Annotated in this window: 19 protein-coding genes; 4 read left to right on the plus strand and 15 right to left on the minus strand. The window is 67.5% G+C overall.

The features are described 5' to 3' along the window. Positions 1-2: 2 nt before the first annotated feature. The 12 genes from CAP40_RS13960 to CAP40_RS14015 form a co-directional block, all read right to left on the minus strand. Positions 3-338, minus strand: coding sequence for a hypothetical protein (locus tag CAP40_RS13960; RefSeq protein WP_086130161.1), 336 nt, complete (start codon positions 336-338; stop codon positions 3-5). Then, positions 338-862 (minus strand): chemotaxis protein CheD, encoded by a 525-nt coding sequence (locus tag CAP40_RS13965; RefSeq protein ID WP_086130162.1) that lies wholly within the window; start codon positions 860-862, stop codon positions 338-340. The genes CAP40_RS13960 and CAP40_RS13965 overlap by 1 nt, the downstream gene beginning before the upstream one ends. After that, positions 862-1,251 carry a response regulator gene (locus CAP40_RS13970; RefSeq protein WP_179188181.1) on the minus strand — a complete coding sequence of 130 codons (390 nt, stop codon included), beginning with the start codon at positions 1,249-1,251 and terminating at the stop codon, positions 862-864. Before CAP40_RS13970 ends, CAP40_RS13965 begins: the two co-directional genes overlap by 1 nt. After that, positions 1,251-2,288, minus strand: a complete 1,038-nt coding sequence (locus tag CAP40_RS13975) for a chemotaxis response regulator protein-glutamate methylesterase (RefSeq protein WP_086130163.1) — start codon at positions 2,286-2,288, stop codon at positions 1,251-1,253. Before CAP40_RS13975 ends, CAP40_RS13970 begins: the two co-directional genes overlap by 1 nt. Next, on the minus strand, positions 2,288-3,166 hold the full coding sequence (locus CAP40_RS13980; protein WP_256924212.1) for a protein-glutamate O-methyltransferase CheR: 879 nt from the start codon (positions 3,164-3,166) through the stop codon (positions 2,288-2,290). Before CAP40_RS13980 ends, CAP40_RS13975 begins: the two co-directional genes overlap by 1 nt. After that, entirely contained in the window at positions 3,163-3,660 is a 498-nt protein-coding gene (locus CAP40_RS13985; protein ID WP_086130164.1) for a chemotaxis protein CheW, read from the minus strand. The genes CAP40_RS13980 and CAP40_RS13985 overlap by 4 nt, the downstream gene beginning before the upstream one ends. Then, positions 3,657-5,819, minus strand: coding sequence for a chemotaxis protein CheA (locus tag CAP40_RS13990; protein ID WP_086130429.1), 2,163 nt, complete (start codon positions 5,817-5,819; stop codon positions 3,657-3,659). Before CAP40_RS13990 ends, CAP40_RS13985 begins: the two co-directional genes overlap by 4 nt. Then, the gene (locus tag CAP40_RS13995) at positions 5,816-6,181 is read right to left on the minus strand and encodes a response regulator (protein WP_086130165.1); all 366 of its coding nucleotides are present in this window, start codon (positions 6,179-6,181) and stop codon (positions 5,816-5,818) included. The genes CAP40_RS13990 and CAP40_RS13995 overlap by 4 nt, the downstream gene beginning before the upstream one ends. Beyond that, entirely contained in the window at positions 6,178-6,501 is a 324-nt protein-coding gene (locus tag CAP40_RS14000; RefSeq protein WP_086130166.1) for an STAS domain-containing protein, read from the minus strand. The genes CAP40_RS13995 and CAP40_RS14000 overlap by 4 nt, the downstream gene beginning before the upstream one ends. Further along, positions 6,470-7,360: a flagellar motor stator protein MotA gene (gene motA, locus CAP40_RS14005; RefSeq protein WP_086130167.1), complete on the minus strand. Its 891-nt coding sequence runs from the start codon at positions 7,358-7,360 to the stop codon at positions 6,470-6,472. The genes CAP40_RS14000 and motA overlap by 32 nt, the downstream gene beginning before the upstream one ends. Positions 7,361-7,440: 80 nt before the next feature. Then, positions 7,441-8,259 carry a class I SAM-dependent methyltransferase gene (locus CAP40_RS14010; RefSeq protein ID WP_086130168.1) on the minus strand — a complete coding sequence of 273 codons (819 nt, stop codon included), beginning with the start codon at positions 8,257-8,259 and terminating at the stop codon, positions 7,441-7,443. Continuing rightward, positions 8,256-10,655, minus strand: a complete 2,400-nt coding sequence (locus CAP40_RS14015; RefSeq protein ID WP_086130169.1) for an HAD family hydrolase — start codon at positions 10,653-10,655, stop codon at positions 8,256-8,258. The genes CAP40_RS14010 and CAP40_RS14015 overlap by 4 nt, the downstream gene beginning before the upstream one ends. A 116-nt stretch (positions 10,656-10,771) precedes the next feature. Here CAP40_RS14015 and flaF point away from each other — a divergent pair, with 116 nt between their 5' ends. After that, on the plus strand, positions 10,772-11,134 hold the full coding sequence (gene flaF / locus CAP40_RS14020) for a flagellar biosynthesis regulator FlaF (protein WP_086130170.1): 363 nt from the start codon (positions 10,772-10,774) through the stop codon (positions 11,132-11,134). 97 nt (positions 11,135-11,231) lie between these two features. Here flaF and CAP40_RS14025 read toward each other — a convergent pair whose 3' ends face one another. Beyond that, positions 11,232-11,699 carry an Lrp/AsnC family transcriptional regulator gene (locus CAP40_RS14025; protein WP_086130171.1) on the minus strand — a complete coding sequence of 156 codons (468 nt, stop codon included), beginning with the start codon at positions 11,697-11,699 and terminating at the stop codon, positions 11,232-11,234. 235 nt (positions 11,700-11,934) lie between these two features. Between CAP40_RS14025 and CAP40_RS14030 the strand changes: the two genes are divergently transcribed. From CAP40_RS14030 to CAP40_RS14040, 3 genes are all read left to right on the plus strand, one after another. Then, complete coding sequence (locus tag CAP40_RS14030) at positions 11,935-12,582, plus strand: AzlC family ABC transporter permease (RefSeq protein ID WP_218822153.1); 648 nt, start codon at positions 11,935-11,937, stop codon at positions 12,580-12,582. After that, entirely contained in the window at positions 12,579-12,884 is a 306-nt protein-coding gene (locus tag CAP40_RS14035) for an AzlD family protein (protein ID WP_218822154.1), read from the plus strand. The genes CAP40_RS14030 and CAP40_RS14035 overlap by 4 nt, the downstream gene beginning before the upstream one ends. Positions 12,885-13,013: 129 nt before the next feature. Beyond that, a complete protein-coding gene (locus CAP40_RS14040) occupies positions 13,014-14,159 on the plus strand; it encodes a serine hydrolase (protein WP_086130173.1) in 1,146 nt (381 codons plus the stop codon). Positions 14,160-14,251: 92 nt separating this feature from the next. Here the strand turns inward: CAP40_RS14040 and CAP40_RS14045 are convergent, their stop codons facing one another. Continuing rightward, positions 14,252-16,117, minus strand: coding sequence for a methyl-accepting chemotaxis protein (locus CAP40_RS14045; RefSeq protein WP_256924219.1), 1,866 nt, complete (start codon positions 16,115-16,117; stop codon positions 14,252-14,254). Positions 16,118-16,205: 88 nt separating this feature from the next. After that, a complete protein-coding gene (locus tag CAP40_RS14050) occupies positions 16,206-18,089 on the minus strand; it encodes a methyl-accepting chemotaxis protein (protein ID WP_256924220.1) in 1,884 nt (627 codons plus the stop codon). Positions 18,090-18,151 lie beyond the last annotated feature (62 nt).

The raw sequence follows: 18,151 nt of genomic DNA on the forward strand, positions 1-18,151 counted from the left end.
GGTCAGGCGCCCCCGAGCGCGTCGCGCATGCGCTGCTGCACCGCGCCCAGGCGGATATGGCCGATCGCCGAGAGCGAATCCTCGCCCCGTGCGATCCGCTCGAGCAGGTTCACGCACTCGTCGGCATGCTGGACGAGATAGTCGAAGTCCTGGAGCTGCTCGAGGTAGGAGCCGACGAAATGCGCGTCGCCGACAAGCACTTCGGCAAGCGCTTCCAGCTTGGTGCGGATCTCGCGGATCTCGCCGGCGATCACATTGTGCAGCGTCGCCGAGAAGGGATCGAATCCGGAGATCGCCCGTGCGGCGGGGAGCTGCGAGGGAACGGGCATGCAGGACATCAGAACAGCTCCAGATCGCCGCCGGAGACCGGGGCGTGAACGGGGACCGGCGGGCGCTCGGGCACGCGGTCCGCAACCTTGACGCAGCGGCTGCGGCCTTCATGGGGAAGGAACTCGATCTTGCGGGCGCTGGTGCCCCCCAGATCGGTGTGCCCCACCGCAATGCCTTCGGTCGCCATGAAGCGGCGCGCGAAGGCGGCATTCGACGAGCCGATCGAGCCCAGCCCCGAGACGATGTTGGCACCGCCATAGAGATGCGCCATCAGCCGGCCGCGCACCGCGCCCTTCTGCATCATCCCGTTGATCAGCAGCTCCATCGCGTGCACGCCGTAGCGCGCCATTTCCGAGGCGCCGACGCGCTGGTCCGCGCCGGGCTCGCCCAGGAGGAAATGGTTCATGCCGCCGACCCGGGCGACCGGATCGAACAGGCACGCGGCGACGCAGCTGCCGAGCAGGGTGGAGACGACCACCCCGGGCTCGGCCACCACGGCATGCTCGCCCTGGACGATGGCGAGCCGGCGCATCAGGTGAGCTCGCCGAAGACGCGCTCGATCTTCTCCTTCAGCGCAGCGGGCGCGAAGGGTTTCACGACATAGTTGTTCACGCCCAGCGCCGCGGCCTTCTGGACGATCTCCTTGTCCGAGGAGCCGGTGAGCATGATGAACACCGTCTTGCCGATCACGGCATCGGTGCGCACCGCCTCCAGGAACTGGAGGCCGTCCATCTCCGGCATGTTGTAGTCGGAGATGATCAGATGCACGCGGTCGCTCTTGACCGCCGCCAGCGCCTCCTGGGCGCTCGGCTTGTCCCGCACGTCCTTGAACCCGAGATCCTGCAGCGCGCGACGGATCATCGCGCGCATGCTGGTCTGGTCATCGACGACCATCACCTTGATCGCTGCAGCAGCAGGCATCAGACGCTCCCAATCTTCTCGCGGCAGGCCTTGAGGATCGCCTCAGGCATGCCAGACAAACCAACTTCCTGTTCCACCGCGCCCAGCTCCTTTGCCGAGCGCGGCATTCCCCAGACCACGCAGGTCTCCCTGCTCTGGCCCAGCGTGCGGGCACCGGCCTGGCGCATCGCCAGCATGCCCTGGGCGCCGTCGGCTCCCATCCCGGTGAGGATCACGCCGACCGCGGCTTTGCCGAGCGGCGCCACCGAGTTGAACAGCATGTCCACCGACGGGCGATGGCCGGAGACCGGATCGCCGTCGCGCAGCTTGATATGGCCGCGGACGCCGCCGCGCAGCTCCATGTGGCGCTGCCCCCCAGGAGCAATATAGACGGTTCCCGGCAGCACCGGCGCGCCATCCGTAGCTTCCACCACATGCACCCGGCATTCGCCGTTCAGCCGCTCCGCGAAATTGTGCGTGAAGGCGGCCGGCATGTGCTGGACGACCAGCACCGGCGGGCAATTTTCGGGCAGGGCCGGCAGCAGCGAGAACAGCGCCTCGACGCCGCCGGTGGACGAGCCGATCGCGATGATCCGCTCGCCGACCGCGCCGGCGGCCAGAGCGGGCTGGGCGGGCAGGCGCTGCGGGCCGGCACGGGCGACCGAGCGGGCGGCGGCCTTCACCTTCTCGCAGAGCAGCACTGCGTCGCGCTCGATGTCCTCGGGCGTGCCGCTGGGCTTGGTGACATAGTCGACCGCGCCCAGGCGGAGCGCCTCGATCGTCACTTCCGCCCCGCGTGCCGTCAGCGTCGAGCACATCACCACCGGCATCGGCCGCAGGCGCATGATCCGCTCGAGAAAGGACAGGCCGTCCATCCCCGGCATCTCGACGTCGAGCGTCAGCACGTCGGGGTTGAGCGACTTGATCATCTCCCGCGCCGCGAAGGGCTCGGGCGCCATGCCGACGACCTCGATCGCGGGGTCGGCGGAAAGCATGCGGTTGAGCGTCGCGCGCATCGAGGCGCTGTCGTCGACGATGAGGGTACGTACCGCTGCCATCAATGCACCTCCGGCTTCTGGTAGATGGTGTGCCCGCACGAGCGCATCTGGCGCGCCGCCGGGCCGATCAGCCGCTCGGAATGGCCGATGTACAGGTGGCCGCCGGGGGCGAGCTGGTCGACGAAACCCGCCTCCAGCTCCTCCTTCGCGGGGTCGCCGAAATAGATCATCACGTTGCGGCAGAAGATCACGTCATAGGCGGCGCGGAGCGGCCAGGGCTCGAACAGGTTGAGCACCCGGGCCGTCACCAGCGCGCGCGCCTCGTCCGCCATCTGGAAGCCGCCCTGGACGGGCTTCATCCACAGGCTGCGCCAGGGCTCGGGCACCGCCTCGGCAGTGCTGTCGGCATAGAAGCCGCGCTTCACCGATTCCACCACATGGGGGGCGATGTCGGTCGCCAGCAGGCGGACATCGGCATTGCGCAGCCACGAGGCGGCGGCGCGGTCCGTTCCCAGCAGGCACATGGCGATGGTGTAGACTTCCTCGCCCGACGAGCAGCCCGCCGACCAGATCCGCACCGGCCCCTGCTTGCGCTTGAGTGCCGGCAGCACGGCCTCGCGAAAATGATCGAAGTGATGCGGCTCGCGGAAGAAATGCGTGTGGTTGGTGGTCAGCGCCACCACCATCGCATGGCGTTCCGCCGGATCGCCCTGCACGAGCGCGACATAGTCGGAGAACTTGGCCAGGCCATGCTCGCGCAGCCGGCGCCCCAGGCGCGACTGGACGAGCGTGGTCTTCGCCTCGCTCAATGCGATGCGCGCATCCTCGTGCATGATCGCGGCGATGGCGGCGAAGTCGCGGGGCGTGAGCTCCGCATTGCTGCCCGTCATGGCCGTGGCGACGCCGGCAGGCGCCAGGGCGCCCCCGGCGGCGGTCACGCTGCGATGTCCAGATGCTTGGTCAGGCTCAGCGCGTCGAGGTCGAGCAGCAGCACCATGGTGCCCTTCTCGTCCCGGGTGCCGTCCTTCTGGCGGGTCGCGATGCGTACCAGGCCGGCGATCACGCTGGGCTCGATCGTCTCGACCTCGGGGGCCGGCTGGATCTCGGTCTCGCCGATCGCGACGATGTCGTTGACTTCGTCGACCAGGAAACCGGCCTGCTTGCCCGCGATGTGGACGACGAGGATGCACGAGCGCGCATGGATCGCGCTCGGCTCCCAGCCCAGCCGCTCGGCGAGGCCGACGACGGGCACCACGTTGCCGCGCAGGTTGGTCACGCCCTTGATGAAGCCCGGGACGTTGGGGAGCGGGGTCGGCTCGTCCCATTCGCGGATCTCGATCAGCGCCCGCATGTCGATCCCGAAGGTCTGCTGGGCGAGCGAGAAGGTGACGATCTTGCGGTCGGTGCCGGCGTTGTCGTTGGTGGTGGTCATGCTGCCAGTCCTTTCGGGGTGAAGCGGTTGGTCGAGGCTACGAGCGCCTCGATGTCCAGAATGAGCGCGATCGAGCCGTCGCCGAGGATGGTGGCGCCGCCCAGGCCGCGGATCGGGTGGAGATTCTGGTCGAGGCTCTTGATCACCACCTCGCGGCGGTCGTCGATCGTGTCGACCACCAGGCCGACCTTGCCCGAGCCTTCGTTCTCGACGATCACGACCAGGCTGTCCTCGATCGCGCGGTCGTCGTTGAGGCCGAAGATCTCGGTGGCGCGTTTCACCGGGACATATTCGCCGCGCATGTCGATCACTTCGCTGTCGGGCGAGGTGCGCTTCACCTGGCCGGGCTCGGGCTGCACCGTCTCGAGCACATGTGCGAGCGGCAGCACGAAGCGCTGGCCGGCGAGGCGGACGATCATGCCGTCCAGGATCGCCAGGGTGAGCGGCAGGATCATCGTGAAGGTGGTGCCTTCGCCCGGGACCGAGTGGATCTCCACGCGGCCGCCCAGCGCCTCGACGTTCGAGCGGACCACGTCCATGCCGACGCCGCGGCCGGAGATGTTCGAGATCGTCTCGGCGGTCGAGAAGCCCGGCGCGCAGATCAGCTGGTCGATCTCTTCGTTCGACAGCTGTGCATCGGCGCCGATGATGCCCTTCTCCACGGCCTTGGCGCGGACCTTCTCGCGATTGATGCCGCGGCCATTGTCCTGCACCCGCACGAAGATGCGGGCGCCGCGCTGCTCGGCCGAGAGCTTGATCGTGCCCTCGGGGCTCTTGCCGGCGGCGATGCGCTCCTCGGCGCTTTCCAGGCCATGGTCGGCAGCGTTGCGGATCATATGGGTCAGCGGATCGCCGATCTTCTCGATCACGCCCTTGTCGACTTCGGTGGTCTCGCCCACGGTCTCGAGCAGGATCTGCTTGCCGGTCTCCACCGAAAGGTCGCGCAGCATGCGCGGCACGCGGCTGAAGGCCTGCTTGATCGGCTGGGCGCGCAGCGACATGACGTTGTCCTGGATCTGGCGCGTCAGCCGCGCCAGCTCCGGCAGCTCCACGCGCTGACGATCGGCCGGCGACAGCCGGTCGGCCAGGATCGAGTTGCGGATCACCAGCTCGCCGACCAGGTTGAGCAACAGATCGAGCTTGCCCAGGTCGACGCGGATCGTCTGCTGCGCCTCGCTGCCCGCCTTGGGGGCGATGGCGGGCGTCTCGACGCTGCCGATCGGGGGGGAGGCGGCGGCGATCGTCTCGACGACGCGCTGCATCTCCGCGGCGAAATCCTCGATGCCGGCGGACACCGGCACGAAGCCGAATTCGTCGGCGGCGGGCGCTGCCTCGGCCATCGGCGCGGCGGCCGGGGCAGGGGCCGCGTCACGGCGGACATCGACGACCGCATCCGGCGCGACGAAGTCGAAGCAGTCGGTGATGTCGCCTTCGGCCAGCTCGCCGGGAAGCCGCAGCGTCCAGGTGAAATAGGCGTCCTCGGGGTCGAGGTCGCGCAGCGGCGGCACCGTCGAGGTGTCGACCGCGACGATCTCGCCGCCCAGGCTCTCCAGCTCGCGGATGATCAGCAACGGCTCGCCGGCGTTGGCCAGCGCGGCGCGCGACGGCGTGAAGGTGACGATCCACGAGGCGTCCGCGGCCGGAGCGTCGGCGGGCGCGTCGAAATCGTCGAGTGAGACGGCCATCGGCACGAAGCCGAACTCGTCCTCTTCCCCGGCCGGCACCTCGGCGGCTGCCGGGGCCGGGTTCGCGGCGGGGGCGCCGTCCTCGGCGCCTTTGTCGGCGAGAACCTGCTCGAGCGCGGCCAGCGCCGCCTGGTCGGCCGGGCGGGGCGCCAGGCCCTTGGCCGATTCCACATGGTCGCTCAGGACGTCGAAGGCGCTCAGCATCACCTTGACCACGCCGGGGCTCGGCGGGATCTTGCCGCCGCGCACCTCGTCGAGGACGTTCTCGAACTTGTGCGCGAACGCGGTGAGGTCGGCATGGCCGAACGCGCCGGCACCGCCCTTGATCGAATGGACCGCGCGGAACACGCCGGCGATCGTCTCGGCCGACACGTCGCCCGCCTGCATGGCCGACAGGCCCTGTTCGGCGGTGGTCAGCCCCTCGGCGCACTCTTCGAAGAAGATCGCCTGGATATCGTCGAATTCGTCGCTCACGGGCACACGCGGCGGATCGCCGCCCCCAGCTTGGTCGCCTCGAACGGCTTGGTGATCCAGCCGGTGGCGCCGGCCGAGCGGGCGCGGGCCTTCTTCTCGTCGGAGAATTCGGTCGACAGCACCAGGATCGGCGTGCCGCGGAAATCGGAGACCGCGCGCACCGCCTCGATCAGCTCGAACCCGTCCATCTTGGGCATGTTGATGTCGGTGATCAGCAGGTCGGGCTTCACTTCGTGCATGCGCTCCAGGCCGTGCTCGCCGTCATTGGCGCTCTCGATGCGGAAGCCCTGCGCGGTCAGCGACGTCTTGAGCAGCATGCGCATGCTCGCCGAATCGTCGACGGTAAGGATCAACTTGCTCACTGGGCGTCTCCGGTCTCGAGGCCGATCGTCGCGGCCAGGTGGCAGCGCTGCACGCGATCGACGAATGCGGGGCTGGGATTGGCGATGCGGAACTCCTGGCCGCCCGCGGCCGCTTCGGCGCGCGCGGCGACGAGCAGCTGGAGCACGGCCTGGCCGACGCTCTCGACCTCGGACGCGTCGATCTCGATCGCGTCGTCCAGGTCCGCGGCGAGCACCAGGCGCACGCGCAGGTCTTCGGCCGTGACGGTGGTGCCATGGACGGGGAGGCGCAGCGCGCGCTCCTCGGCGTCAGGCAGCGGCAGCGACTGGGACTGGTCCATTCTTGGCCTCGTCAAGTGCGGTTTCGAGTTGCTGGAAGCTCGGCGCATAGGCCGAGGGGGTCATGCGGCGGGCGATCTCGATCGCCACCTGGACCGGCTGGTTCTGGGCGTAAGCGACGATCGCCGTCTTCACGATCGAATAGGGCTTGGCGTCGGCCTCGAGCGTCTCGAGCAGCTTGGCGGCGAGGGGGCCGACCACGCAGTAGCTCAGCAGCACGCCCAGAAAGGTGCCGACCAGCGCGCCGCCGATCATCGCGCCCAGGATCTCGGTCGGCTGGTCGATCGAGCCCATGGTCTTGATCACGCCCAGCACCGCGGCGACGATGCCCAGCGCGGGCAGGCCGTCGGCCATGATCTGCAGCGCATGCTGCGGGCCGGCCTCTTCGTGGTGGTGCTTCTCGATGTCCGCGTCCATCGCGGCCTCGATCTGATGCGGATCCTCGAAGTTGACCGTCATCATGCGCAGGTAATCGCAGATGAACTCGACCAGGTGATGGTCCTTGAGCAGGCGCGGATAGGGCGTGAAGAGGTTGCTCACCTCCGGCGCGTCCAGGTGCGGCTCGAGCGCGGTGGCGCCCCCCTTCTTGAAGGTGGAGAGCACGGTGAACATCAAGGTGAGCAGGTCCTTATAGTCCTGCGCCTTCCACTTGCCGCCCTTGAACGAGCGCATGATGCCCGCGCCGGCCTTCTTCACCGTCGACATGGAATTGGCGACGATGAAGGCGCCGATCGCGGCGCCCGCGATCGCCATCATCTCGTGCGGCAGCGCATGCGCGATGATCTCGAACTTGCCGCCCGACAGGATGAAGCTGCCGAACACGCAGACGAGGATGATGATGAATCCGATGCCGTTGAGCATGGCGGTTCGCCCGATGTCCCTGTTGTTTCCAGAATTATAGGAAGGATTTGCCGGCCGGTGTTGCCGTGCCGGCAAATTGCTCAGGCCGCCTCGGCGGTGCGATCCTGCCAGTCGATGACGGCCAGATAGTTGCGCAGCCGGTTCTGCTCGAGCGCGGCGAGCAGCTTGTTGTTGTGCCAGGGCACGATCATCTCGGCGAGGGCGGGAGCCCAGGGTGCCGAGCTGTCGAACAGCACGCCCAGGCCGAACACCGCGGGCACATGCGCCCAGGCGAGCGGACGTGCGTCGGTCTGCGCCTCGGCACGGAAATCCTCCACCGCGGTCAGCACGCCGTTCCGCGGACCGCCTTCGTGCAGTGCCCAGGCGAAGCTGCCCGCGCCGCGGAAGCCGCGATTGGGCAGGCAGGCCGCCTCGCCGAGCGAGACGCCGCCTTCGAAGCTGTACGGGTGGCGATGTTCCTCGGGAATCCGGTCGGGCGCATAATAGCAGTCGCGGCGGGCGCACGGCCAGGAGACGTCGTGCAGGATCGCCAGCAGCGGCTTGCCGTCGCGCCTGGCGAGCTGGTCGACGATGCGCAGCTCGTTGATCACCGTGTAGTAATTATGGTCGCCATCGATCACCCAGGCATCGATGTCCGACAGCCTCGGCATCGCGTCATGGCTCGGCTCGGCGATGTGGCGCACCTCGGGCGTCTGCCGGGCCCAGGCGAGGAACTCGGCCTTGGGCGCCGGATCGATGCTGGTCAGGCTACCGCCGGCCACGCGCGCATAGGCGGCGAGTTGCTGCGACATGCCGCCGAACTCGGCGCCCACCTCGGCGATGTTGCGGGCGCCCGCGATCTGGAGGCCGTGGAGGATGATGTCCGAGAATTCGGACATGGAGTGGATCAACAGGCTCATGCGATGGCTCCCTGGAGCATGGCGGTGGAAGGCGCGGGCGCGGCCGGCTGGCGCGCGGCGATGGGGCGGAAGGCTACGGCCAGCATCATCTGGCGATCTCCCTGGCGCGGTGGCGGCGGGACCATCATGAAGGCGAATTCGTTCTCGCAGCGGAAGAGATGGGGCGCGACCTGCTCCATGCCTTCCAGCGAAGGCAGCGCGTCCATTTCCTGGTTGCCGTCCGGATGCTGCCTGTCGCTCAGGAAGCGATCGACAGGCATGAAGCTCACGCTCTCCACCTGCACATAGTCGAAGAGCTGGCCGAACTGCACGCCCACCGAGAAGCGGCTGTCGCCGATCGGGATGGGAGCGAGATAATAGCCGTCATGCGTCGGGGTGGCGGTCACCGTGCCGGTCGAGACGTGGTTGCCGTCGGCGACGATCAGCGGCAGCGCGATCGAGGTGTCGACGAAGTCCCGGTATTTGAGCGGCATCGCGAAGCGGCGCTGCGCCAGCAGGCTGAGCTTGAGCGCCAGCCCTTCGCCGTGCAGTTCCGCCGGCAGATACATGCGCTCGGCGCCCTTCATGTAGAACAGGCCGCGCTGGCGCAGGCCGCGCCTGGCGATGGCGGGATCGAACAGCGAGACGGTGTTGTCGCCTCCCAGGTTGATGTCGTGCTCGAATGCGCCGAGCACCGCGAGTTCCGCTTCGAGCGGCACGTACATCAGCCGGCCGAGCGCGCTCGCCGCGCCGCGCCGCCACAGGATCGCCTCGTGCGCGGGCCGTCCGGCGCGGATCGCCACGCTGCCTTCGTCGCGCGCGAAGCGCAGGCAGCCCTCCTGCACCCGGTCGCGCACATCCGACTGGCGCGACTTGATCGAGCTGCCGCGGCGGATGGCGGTGCCGTCCTTCTCATAGTCGATCACCGATCCCTGGGCGGCGGTGCAGAGCTGCTCGAGCACGGCGACGTTGGCGCACAGCGCCTCGAGCGCGGCGCAGTCATAATCGTCGTGGCCGATAAAGCCCTTCTTGTCGAAGCCGCTGCGCGACTGTTCGCGCAGCAGCAGGTAGCGGCCGGCGACCTTCACGCCCAACTCGCGGACGAGCAGCGGCTCGACATCGTTCTGGACCGAGCCGTTATAGCCGAGGTCGACCAGCATCAGCGTGTCGCCCTTGGCCGGGTTCACGGCCTTGCGGACATGCGCGATCAGCCGGTCGGCAAAGGCGCGCGACGCCTTGGTGATGCGGCGCATGCGCTGCGGCTCCTGGATCGCCTTCAGAAAGGCAGCGGGACGGCCATGGTCCTTGACCAGCTTGGCCGCTTCGGGCGCGGGCAGCAGCAGCTGCCTGGCCACCGGGTTCAGGTCGCGGAAGATCTCGCGTTCGAGATAGCGCTCGACTGCTTTGGCGGTGGCCAGCGAGGCGGCGGTTGCGGTGAAGCGGCTGATCTCCACCGCATGGCCGTTGCCGCCACGCGCCTGGTGGACGCGCTGGGGCAGATAGCCGTCGCGCATCAGGAACACGGCATGCACGGTGCCGCCATGTTTCGCCCGCAGCGCGGCAGCCTCGTCGTCCAGCCAGCGGTCGAACCCGTTCAGCACGGGCCCCAGCGTAGTGAAGCCGAGCACTTCGGCGGCGTCGCCCAGCTGCGGTTCGATCGCGGCGATCGTCGCGCGGTGCGGCTGGTGGGTGATCGCCACGCCGGTCTCGGTCGCGTGGAAGAGGTTGCTGATCGCGCTCTCCAGGCGGATGCGCTGCTCGCTGCCGTCGGTGAACTGCTTCAGGTGCAGCGTGTTCACGCCGAACGGCGCGACGCCGTCGACATCGGCTTTCCTGTTGTCGCCGATGTGCAGGATCCTGTCGGGCGCGATCCCGAGTGCCTTGAGCACCGGCTCGTACAGGCCTTCGCTCTTGGCCTTGCCGTAGTGCGACGAGCAGAAGATGCGGCCGATCAGTCCGGCGACTTCCGCGCCCGCCGCGGCGGCGATCAGGCCGCGCAACTGCTGCTCGTCGAGATAGGTGTCGGATACGATGATCGTCTCGATGCCTTTGGCCCTGGCTGCGCGCATCAGCTCCACCGTGGGCCGGAAGGCGAAACAGTGGCGCGCCTCGGCCTCGAGCTCGTCCTGCACCGCGGCGGCGCGCTCGGCGGCGCTCGCATTGGGCATCAGCTCGGCATAGATTTCGTCGATATGGACTTCGTTGCGACGGTGGCGGACCGCGGCGGTCTCCCGCGCGGTCTGCTCGGCCCAGCCGCGCTGGAGGAGGTTGGCTTCGCCGAGCGCGCCGAACAGGTCGCGCGGGGCGTGCACGTCGCGCCACAACAGCGTGTCGAAACAGTCCAGCGAGAGCAGGGTCACCCCCGGATATGCGTCCAGTGCCGACGGCAGCGCGTGCGGAAGGATTGCGTTGGCCAATGATTTTCCCCGGATGCGCGCCCGCAATTCGACAGGGCGCACTAATCTTATAGGATGTCCGCACCCGGAACGGTCGCGATCGTCCTAGAATGAAGGGTCAAGCAAATGGAGCGAGCATGACCCTTAGTGCCTATCAGGCTGCCCGTACCCGGGCTGAAACGCCGCGCTCGGCAGAGCTCAGGCTGTTGGGCGAGATCACCGGCGAGATGATGGATGCGGAAGAGCGCGGGCTGAAGGGCGCGCTGCTGATGCCGCCGCTGCATCGCAACCGCCAGATGTGGGATGCCTTTTCCACCGATTGCGGTATCGCGGGCAATGGCCTGCCGCATGAGCTGCGGGCGCAGATCATCTCCCTGGCCCTGTGGGTGGACCGTTTCACCAGCGACGTGGTCGCCGGCCGCGAGCGGATCCGCGAATTGATCGAAGTGAACCGCATGATCATGGACGGGCTGCGCGGCCCGCAACGCGCCGCCGCCTGATCCTTCCCCGGCATCGACGGAAAAGGGCGTCCGGCGAGAGCCGCGGCGCCCCTTTCCGTCGCGCGCGACATGGCTGGGCCTGCTCCGATCCGCGAGGCTAGTCCATCGACAGCGGCAGTTCGGAAGTCAGCTTCACCTTCTGCATCGGAATGTCGGTCTTCAGGCTTAGCACGCAGGGGATGCGCGCCAGCTTTTCGGCCTGAAATCGCCGAAAGGCCGTCAGGTCCGCGGCGACCACGCGGAGCAGAAAATCGCAGTCGCCGGCCATCAGGTGGCATTCGACGACTTCGCCGAGCGGCCGGATGCCGGCGATGAAGTGCTGGACCGTATCCTCGTCCTGGCTCTTGAGCCAGACCCGGACGAACAGGGACATGCCAAAGCCGATCCGCTCCGCGTCGAGCAACGCGACATAGCGTTCGATGATGCCGGATTCCTCCAGCAGCCGTACCCGCCGCAGACAGGGCGATGGCGACAGCCCGACTTCCTGCGCCAGCTCCACGTTCGTCAGGCGCCCGTTACGTTGCAAGGCCATCAGGATGCGGCGGTCGATACGATCGAGCTTCATTGGCGGAATATGCCATATATGCGGGGATATGTAATCATATATGCTGATATATGGCCGAGCACTGCGAAAGTTCGCAACCTAATGCGCTTCGATGCGGCATATAGAACTGCCTGCAAACAGTTCCGCAATCCGAAGAGGGACCATGACGGGAATGACGCAGGGCAGGTCAGTGCCGGCACCAGTACCAGGAAGCCGCGCCGAACTGGCGCGGGGCTTGCGGGCATCGTTGCCCGTGATGATCGGATTCGTGCCGTTCGCGCTCGTGCTGGGCGCGCAGGCATCGGCGAAGGGCCTCAGCGCCCTCGAGGTGCCGATCCTCACGGGATTGAACTTCGGCGGCGGATCCGAGTTCGCCGCGATCGGGCTATGGACTTCGCCGCCGCACCTCCTCCTGATCGGCGGCGTGACGATGCTGGTCAATTGCCGTCACCTGCTGATGGGGGCGGCGTTCGCGCCCTATCTGCGCCACCTGTCCCGCCGGCAGGCGCTGCCCGCGCTGTTCTTCATGTGCGATGAAAGCTGGGCGATGGGGCTCGCGGATGCCAGGCTGGGGGCAGAGGCGGGCCGGTCGCAACCGTTCAGCCTTGCCTATTATTTCGGCGTCTCGATCGGGCTTTACGCCACCTGGGTGGTCTTTACCGCGTTGGGCGCGCTGCTCGGTCCGGTGCTGGGCGACATCACCCGCTATGGCTTCGACATGGCATTCCCGGCCGTGTTCCTCGTCCTGCTGCGGGGAATGTGGAAGGGCGCGCGCGCCGCGATGCCCTGGGCGGCGAGCCTTGCCGTCGCCGTTGCCGTTCACCTGCTCGTGCCCGGTGCCTGGTATGTGCCGGCGGGTGCGGTTGCGGGCGTCCTGGCCGCTTGCGCATGGGCACGGCCATGATGCCCGATCCCGCCACCCTGGGAGCCATCCTGCTGATGGCAATCGTGACCTATGCTACCCGGATCGGCGGCTATCTGCTGCTCGGCGACCGCATATTGTCGCCGCGCATGACGGCGGTGATGGATGCCGCACCCGGTTGCGTCCTCATATCGGTGATCGCGCCGGCCTTCGCCGCCGGGCGGGCCGCGGACCTGATCGCGCTCGTCGTGACGCTGTGCGCCGCCACCAGGCTGCCGCTCCTGCCCACTGTCCTGATCGGCGTGGCGAGCGCCGCGATGCTGCGTTTCATGCTGCCGGCATAGGCGGGGGAAGGGACCTGGGCGCAATGTTCGCGCAATGTCGTGGCGCAAGTGCCGAACCATGCGCTTGGTGGCGACGAAAGATATTGCCATGATCGCGCAGGGGCCGCCGGAAACATTGCAGGAGGTCGTGTGCGCCTGTTCCTTCCCTCGCTGGTGATGGCGATCGGCCTGGCCGCTGCACTCGTTCCGTCCGCCACCGCGCAACGGGCTTCGTCGATTCCGGCCGGGCAATCGCCTGGGGATTTCATTGCCGGCTATGCCGTGGAACACGGCTTCAGCGGCACGATCCTGGTGCAGAAGGGTGGCCGGGTGATCTTCGAGCGCAGCTTCGGCCTGGCCGACCGCGAGCATAATGTCCCGAACGCGAGCCACACGGTCTATTGGGTCGCCTCGATCACCAAGCTCTTCACTTCGACGCTCATTCTCCAGCTCGCGGAGCAGCGGCGGCTGGACCTCGACCGGACGGTCGGCACCTATCTTCCCGATTATCGTGGCGAAGCGGCAACCAGGGTGACGGTTCGCCAGCTTCTCAACCACACATCCGGGCTGCGGAACATCGACGCCATCCCCAATATCGAGGACGAACGGCAGGCCATCCGGGCCCAGATCGAAGACGCCGTCCGGCACGACCGGCTGCCACTCTATCAGACGCCCTACAGCAGCGACGATCTGCTCCGGCTGTTCTGCAGCGATCCGCTCGTCAACGCGCCGGGCAAGGTCTTCGACTATAACAACGCCGACTACATCATCCTCGGGAAGATCATCGAGCAGGCCTATGGGAAGCCGTTCGATGCCGTGCTGCGCGAGCGCATCCTGCTTCCGCTGCAGATGCGCCACAGCGGCATGATGCGACACCAGGACGTCGTTCCCAATCTGGCCAATGCCTATTCGCTCGGCGCCGATCGCCGGACGCTGCAGCATGACATGCCGGTCTATCCCGAGAACTGGTACGCCGCCGGGGCGCTCTATTCGAGCGTGGGTGACCTGCTGCGCTTTTCCAATGCGCTGTTCGACGGCCGGCTGATCGGCCGGCCGATGCTCGACCAGATGACTGCACCCGGGCTCGACCGCTACGGCCTCGGCCTCTGGGTGTACGACACCAGGGCCGGCGGGACGACGCATCGCGTCGCGAAGCGCCCGGGCCATATCATGGGTACGCAGAGCCAGCTCTACCGGTTCCTGGACAGCGATCTGACGGTCATCCTGCTGAGCAATGCCGGAACTACCGATCTCGATGCCTTTGTAGCGGCGATCGGGAAGCGCATGCTCGAATGAGCGGCGCCGGCGCCCTCGGGATGCGGGCGCCGTAAGGAAAGGGCGCCCCGGCCGAAGCCGGGGCGCCCCCTTCGCGCATCCGGAGCCGGGCCTCAGAACGAAGCCCAGTCCCCATTGGCTTCGATCGCGCCGGCGGTGGCCAGGGCCTTTACCGGCGAGACATAGGCCTTCTTCGAGGCCGGTTTCGGCGCGCGGGTGGCGGGCGTCGGGGCCGGGCGCATGGCCGGGCGCACGACGGCGGCGTTGCCCACGGTGAAGCGGCCGGCCTGCTCCGAAAGCGAGCCGACTTCGATATTCAGGTTGCGCGCGGCGGCGGAGGTTTCCTCGACCATCGCGGCATTCTGCTGGGTCGCCTGGTCCATTGATCCGATGGCCGTGCTGATCTGGGTGATGGCGGTCGACTGGGCGGCATTGTCCGTCGCCATCTCGGCGAGCAGCGTGTGGACCTCGCCGACATCGCTGGAGATATCGGCCAGCGCGCCGTCGACCTTCTCGACCATCTCCACCGCGGCGACGATGTCGGTCTGGGTAGCGGTCAGCTGGTCGCGGGCACGGCCGGCTTCCTCTTCCGCCCGCATCGCCAGCGCCGAGACGAGATCGGCGACGACCGCGAAGCCGCGCCCCGCCTCGCCGGCACGCCCGGCCTCCACGGCAGCGTTCATCGCCAGCACGCGCGTCTGGAAGGCGATCTTGTCGAGCCCCTCGATCACGCTGTCGATGCCCTTGGCGCTCTCGCTAACCCGCGTCATCGCCTGCACCGCCTCGTCGGCGATCGCGCGGCCGCCCGATACCGTCGAGATCGCACCATCGGCGCGTTCCACCGTGCGGCCGGCGGAAGTGGCCATGGTCTTCAGCCGCTCGTCCATCTGCGCGACTGCGGCGGAGGTCTCCTCCAGACTGGCGGCATTGGCTTCGGTGCGGCGGGCCAGGTCTTCCGAGGCCTGGGCGATCTCGCTCGAACCGGTATGGATCGTCGACGTCGATTCCATCACCGAGCCGATCAGCGTCCGCAGGCTCGTCAGCGCCGCGTTGAAATTGGTCTTCAGTTCGGAATAGTCGGCCGGGAACTCGCGGGCGATCTCCGCGGTCAGGTCGCCCCTGGCGACTTCGCCGAGATTCGCGCCGAGCGTGTCGACCACCATCTTCTGCTCGGCATCCGCGACGGCCTTGGCGGCAGCAGCGGTTTCCTGGGCCTGGGCGGCGTCGCGGAATACCAGCACGGTCTTTGCCATCGCGCCCAGCTCGTCGCCGCGCTCGGTACCTGGCACGTCGACGCGGTTGTTGCCGCCGGCCAGCGCGCGCATCGTGTCCTGCAGGCGGGCGAGCGGCTGGGTGATCCCCGCGCGCGAGACGAAGAAGCTGAAGCCCATCGCGATCAGGATCGAGACCAGGCTGACGATCAGCATCGTGTAGATAGTGTGGTCGCTGCTCGTGCCGAGCTCGCTCGATCGCGCCTTGCCGCTGGCGACCAGATCGTCGTTGAACTTCGCCATCTGGGCCGACAGGTCGATGATCAGCGGATCCATCTCGGCGAGCTTCGCCTTGGCGCTCTCATTGTCGTTGCGCTGGCCGAGCACGATCGCCTGCGACGCGAGCGCGTGCACCCTGGCGATCTGGCCGCGGAACCGGTCGAGCTGCGGCTTCAGCGAGGGCTGGAGCGCCTCGGCATTGTCCAGCAGCTTGTTGGCCGTGAGGAAATTATTCTCTTCCACCTTGCCGGCTTCCTGCGCGATCTTCGAGGAACCGTCATAGGAAAGCGCACGATATCCGGCATAGGCGATGTCCGATGCGCGGCGATTGGCGCGTGCCAGCTCGGTCGCCACGGGCATGTGGTTCACGACCAGGTCCGAATAATTCCGGTCGATGCGCTTGAGCGCGTTCGATCCGAACAGGGCGACGCCCATCCCCACGATGGCGACGAGGGCGACGAGCGCCAGAATCTTGGTTGGAATCTTCAACTTTGCGAGCATTTGGTGCTTCTCCTGAAAAGAAACGGGCTCTCGACGAGAGCCCGTCTCGACTAAAATTCGATGGGGAGCAGCGGCATCAGAACGACGTCCAGTCGTGGTTCCCGCCGCTGTTCGGCGTGGGTTCGGTGAGCGACAGCGCCTTCACCGGGGAAACATAGGTCGCGGCCCTTTTCGCGGCGGGCTTGGCCGGGCGGGCAGGCATCGGGGTCGAAGCGGAGCGCATGGCCGGGCGCACGGCGGCGGCGTTGCCCACGGTGAAGCGGCCGGCCTGCTCCGAGAGTGCGCTCACCTCGATATTCAGGTTGCGTGCGGCGGCGGAGGTTTCCTCGACCATCGCGGCATTCTGCTGGGTGGCCTGGTCCATCGATCCGATGGCCGTGCTGATCTGGGTGATCGCCGTCGACTGGGCGGCATTGTCCGTTGCCATCTCGGCGAGCAGCGTGTGGACCTCGCCGACATCGCTGGAGATATCGGCCAGCGCGCCGTCGACCTTCTCGACCATCTCCACCGCGGCGACGATGTCGGTCTGGGTAGCGGTCAGCTGGTCGCGGGCACGGCCAGCCTCTTCCTCCGCCCGCATCGCCAGCGCCGAGACGAGATCGGCGACGACCGCGAAGCCGCGCCCCGCCTCGCCGGCACGCCCGGCCTCCACGGCAGCGTTCATCGCCAGCACGCGCGTCTGGAAGGCGATCTTGTCGAGCCCTTCGATCACGCTGTCGATGCCCTTGGCGCTCTCGCTCACCCGCGTCATCGCCTGCACCGCCTCGTCGGCGATCGCGCGGCCGCCCGACACGGTCGAGATCGCGCCGTCGGCGCGTTCCACCGTGCGGCCGGCCGAGGCGGCCATGATCTTCAGCCGCTCGTCCATCTGCGTGACCGCGGCAGTGGTCTCTTCCAGACTGGCGGCATTGGCTTCGGTGCGGCGGGCCAGGTCTTCCGAGGCCTGGGCGATCTCGCTCGAACCGGTATGGATCGTCGTGGCCGATTCCATCACCGAACCGATCAAGGTGCGCAGGCTGGTTACGGCTTCGTTGAAATTGATCTTCAGCTCGGCATAGTCGGCCGGGAACTCGCGGGCGATCTCCGCGGTCAGGTCGCCCTTGGCGACTTCGCCGAGATTCGCGCCGAGCGTGTCGACCACCATCTTCTGCTCGGCATCCGCGACGGCCTTGGCGGCAGCAGCGGTTTCCTGGGCCTGGGCGGCGTCGCGGAAGACCAGTACGGTCTTCGCCATCGCGCCCAGCTCGTCGCCGCGCTCGGTACCCGGCACGTCGACGCGGTTGTTGCCGCCGGCCAGCGCGCGCATCGTGTCCTGCAGGCGCGCGAGCGGCTGGGTGATCCCCGCGCGCGAGACGAAGAAGCTGAAGCCCATCGCGATCAGGATCGAGACCAGGCTGACGATCAGCATCGTGTAGACGGTGGAATAGCTGTTCTCGGTAAGTTCGGTCGAGCGGTTCTTGCCGCTGGCGAGCTGGTCGTCGTTGAACTTCGCCATCTGGGCCGACAGGTCGATGATCAGCGGATCCATCTCGGCGAGCTTCGCCTTGGCGCCGGCATCGTCGTCGCGCTGGCCGAGTGCGATTGCCTGCGACGCGAGCGCATGCACCCTGGCGATCTGGCCGCGGAACTGGTCGAGCTGCGGCTTCAGCGAGGGCTGGAGCGCCTCGGCATTGTCCAGCAGCTTGTTGGCCTCCTGGAAATTGTCCTGCTCCGCCTTGCCGGCTTCCTGTGCGGCCCTGGAGGAACCGTCATAGGCAAATGCGCGATAGCCGGCATAGGCGATGTCCGATGTGCGGCGATTGGCGCGTGCCAGCTCGGTCGCCGCGGGCATTTGCTTCTCGATCACTTCCGAATAGCTCGTGTCGATGCGCAGGAGCGCGTTCGATCCGAACAGGGCGACGCCCATCCCCACAGTGGCGATGAGGGCAACGAGCGCCAGAATCTTCGTAGGAATCTTCAACTTCGTAAGCATCTCATGCTTCTCCTGCGAGGAAACAGGCTCCCGGCGAGAGCCCGTCTCGA

Origin of the sequence: Sphingomonas sp. IBVSS2, assembly GCF_002127225.1 — a bacterium.
Lineage (GTDB): Bacteria > Pseudomonadota > Alphaproteobacteria > Sphingomonadales > Sphingomonadaceae > Sphingomonas.

Excerpts from the sequence above, each read along its gene's own strand:
- CAP40_RS13975 (WP_086130163.1), bottom strand. The coding sequence starts at position 2,288 with ATGGCAGCGGTACGTACCCTCATCGTCGACGACAGCGCCTCGATGCGC.
- flaF (WP_086130170.1), top strand. The coding sequence starts at position 10,772 with ATGACCCTTAGTGCCTATCAGGCTGCCCGTACCCGGGCTGAAACGCCG.
- motA (WP_086130167.1), bottom strand. The coding sequence starts at position 7,360 with ATGCTCAACGGCATCGGATTCATCATCATCCTCGTCTGCGTGTTCGGC.
- CAP40_RS13970 (WP_179188181.1), bottom strand. The coding sequence starts at position 1,251 with ATGCCTGCTGCTGCAGCGATCAAGGTGATGGTCGTCGATGACCAGACC.
- CAP40_RS14035 (WP_218822154.1), top strand. The coding sequence starts at position 12,579 with ATGATGCCCGATCCCGCCACCCTGGGAGCCATCCTGCTGATGGCAATC.
- CAP40_RS14000 (WP_086130166.1), bottom strand. The coding sequence starts at position 6,501 with ATGGACCAGTCCCAGTCGCTGCCGCTGCCTGACGCCGAGGAGCGCGCG.
- CAP40_RS13960 (WP_086130161.1), bottom strand. The coding sequence starts at position 338 with ATGTCCTGCATGCCCGTTCCCTCGCAGCTCCCCGCCGCACGGGCGATC.
- CAP40_RS14025 (WP_086130171.1), bottom strand. The coding sequence starts at position 11,699 with ATGAAGCTCGATCGTATCGACCGCCGCATCCTGATGGCCTTGCAACGT.
- CAP40_RS13965 (WP_086130162.1), bottom strand. The coding sequence starts at position 862 with ATGCGCCGGCTCGCCATCGTCCAGGGCGAGCATGCCGTGGTGGCCGAG.
- CAP40_RS14030 (WP_218822153.1), top strand. The coding sequence starts at position 11,935 with ATGATCGGATTCGTGCCGTTCGCGCTCGTGCTGGGCGCGCAGGCATCG.
- CAP40_RS14010 (WP_086130168.1), bottom strand. The coding sequence starts at position 8,259 with ATGAGCCTGTTGATCCACTCCATGTCCGAATTCTCGGACATCATCCTC.
- CAP40_RS13985 (WP_086130164.1), bottom strand. The coding sequence starts at position 3,660 with ATGACCACCACCAACGACAACGCCGGCACCGACCGCAAGATCGTCACC.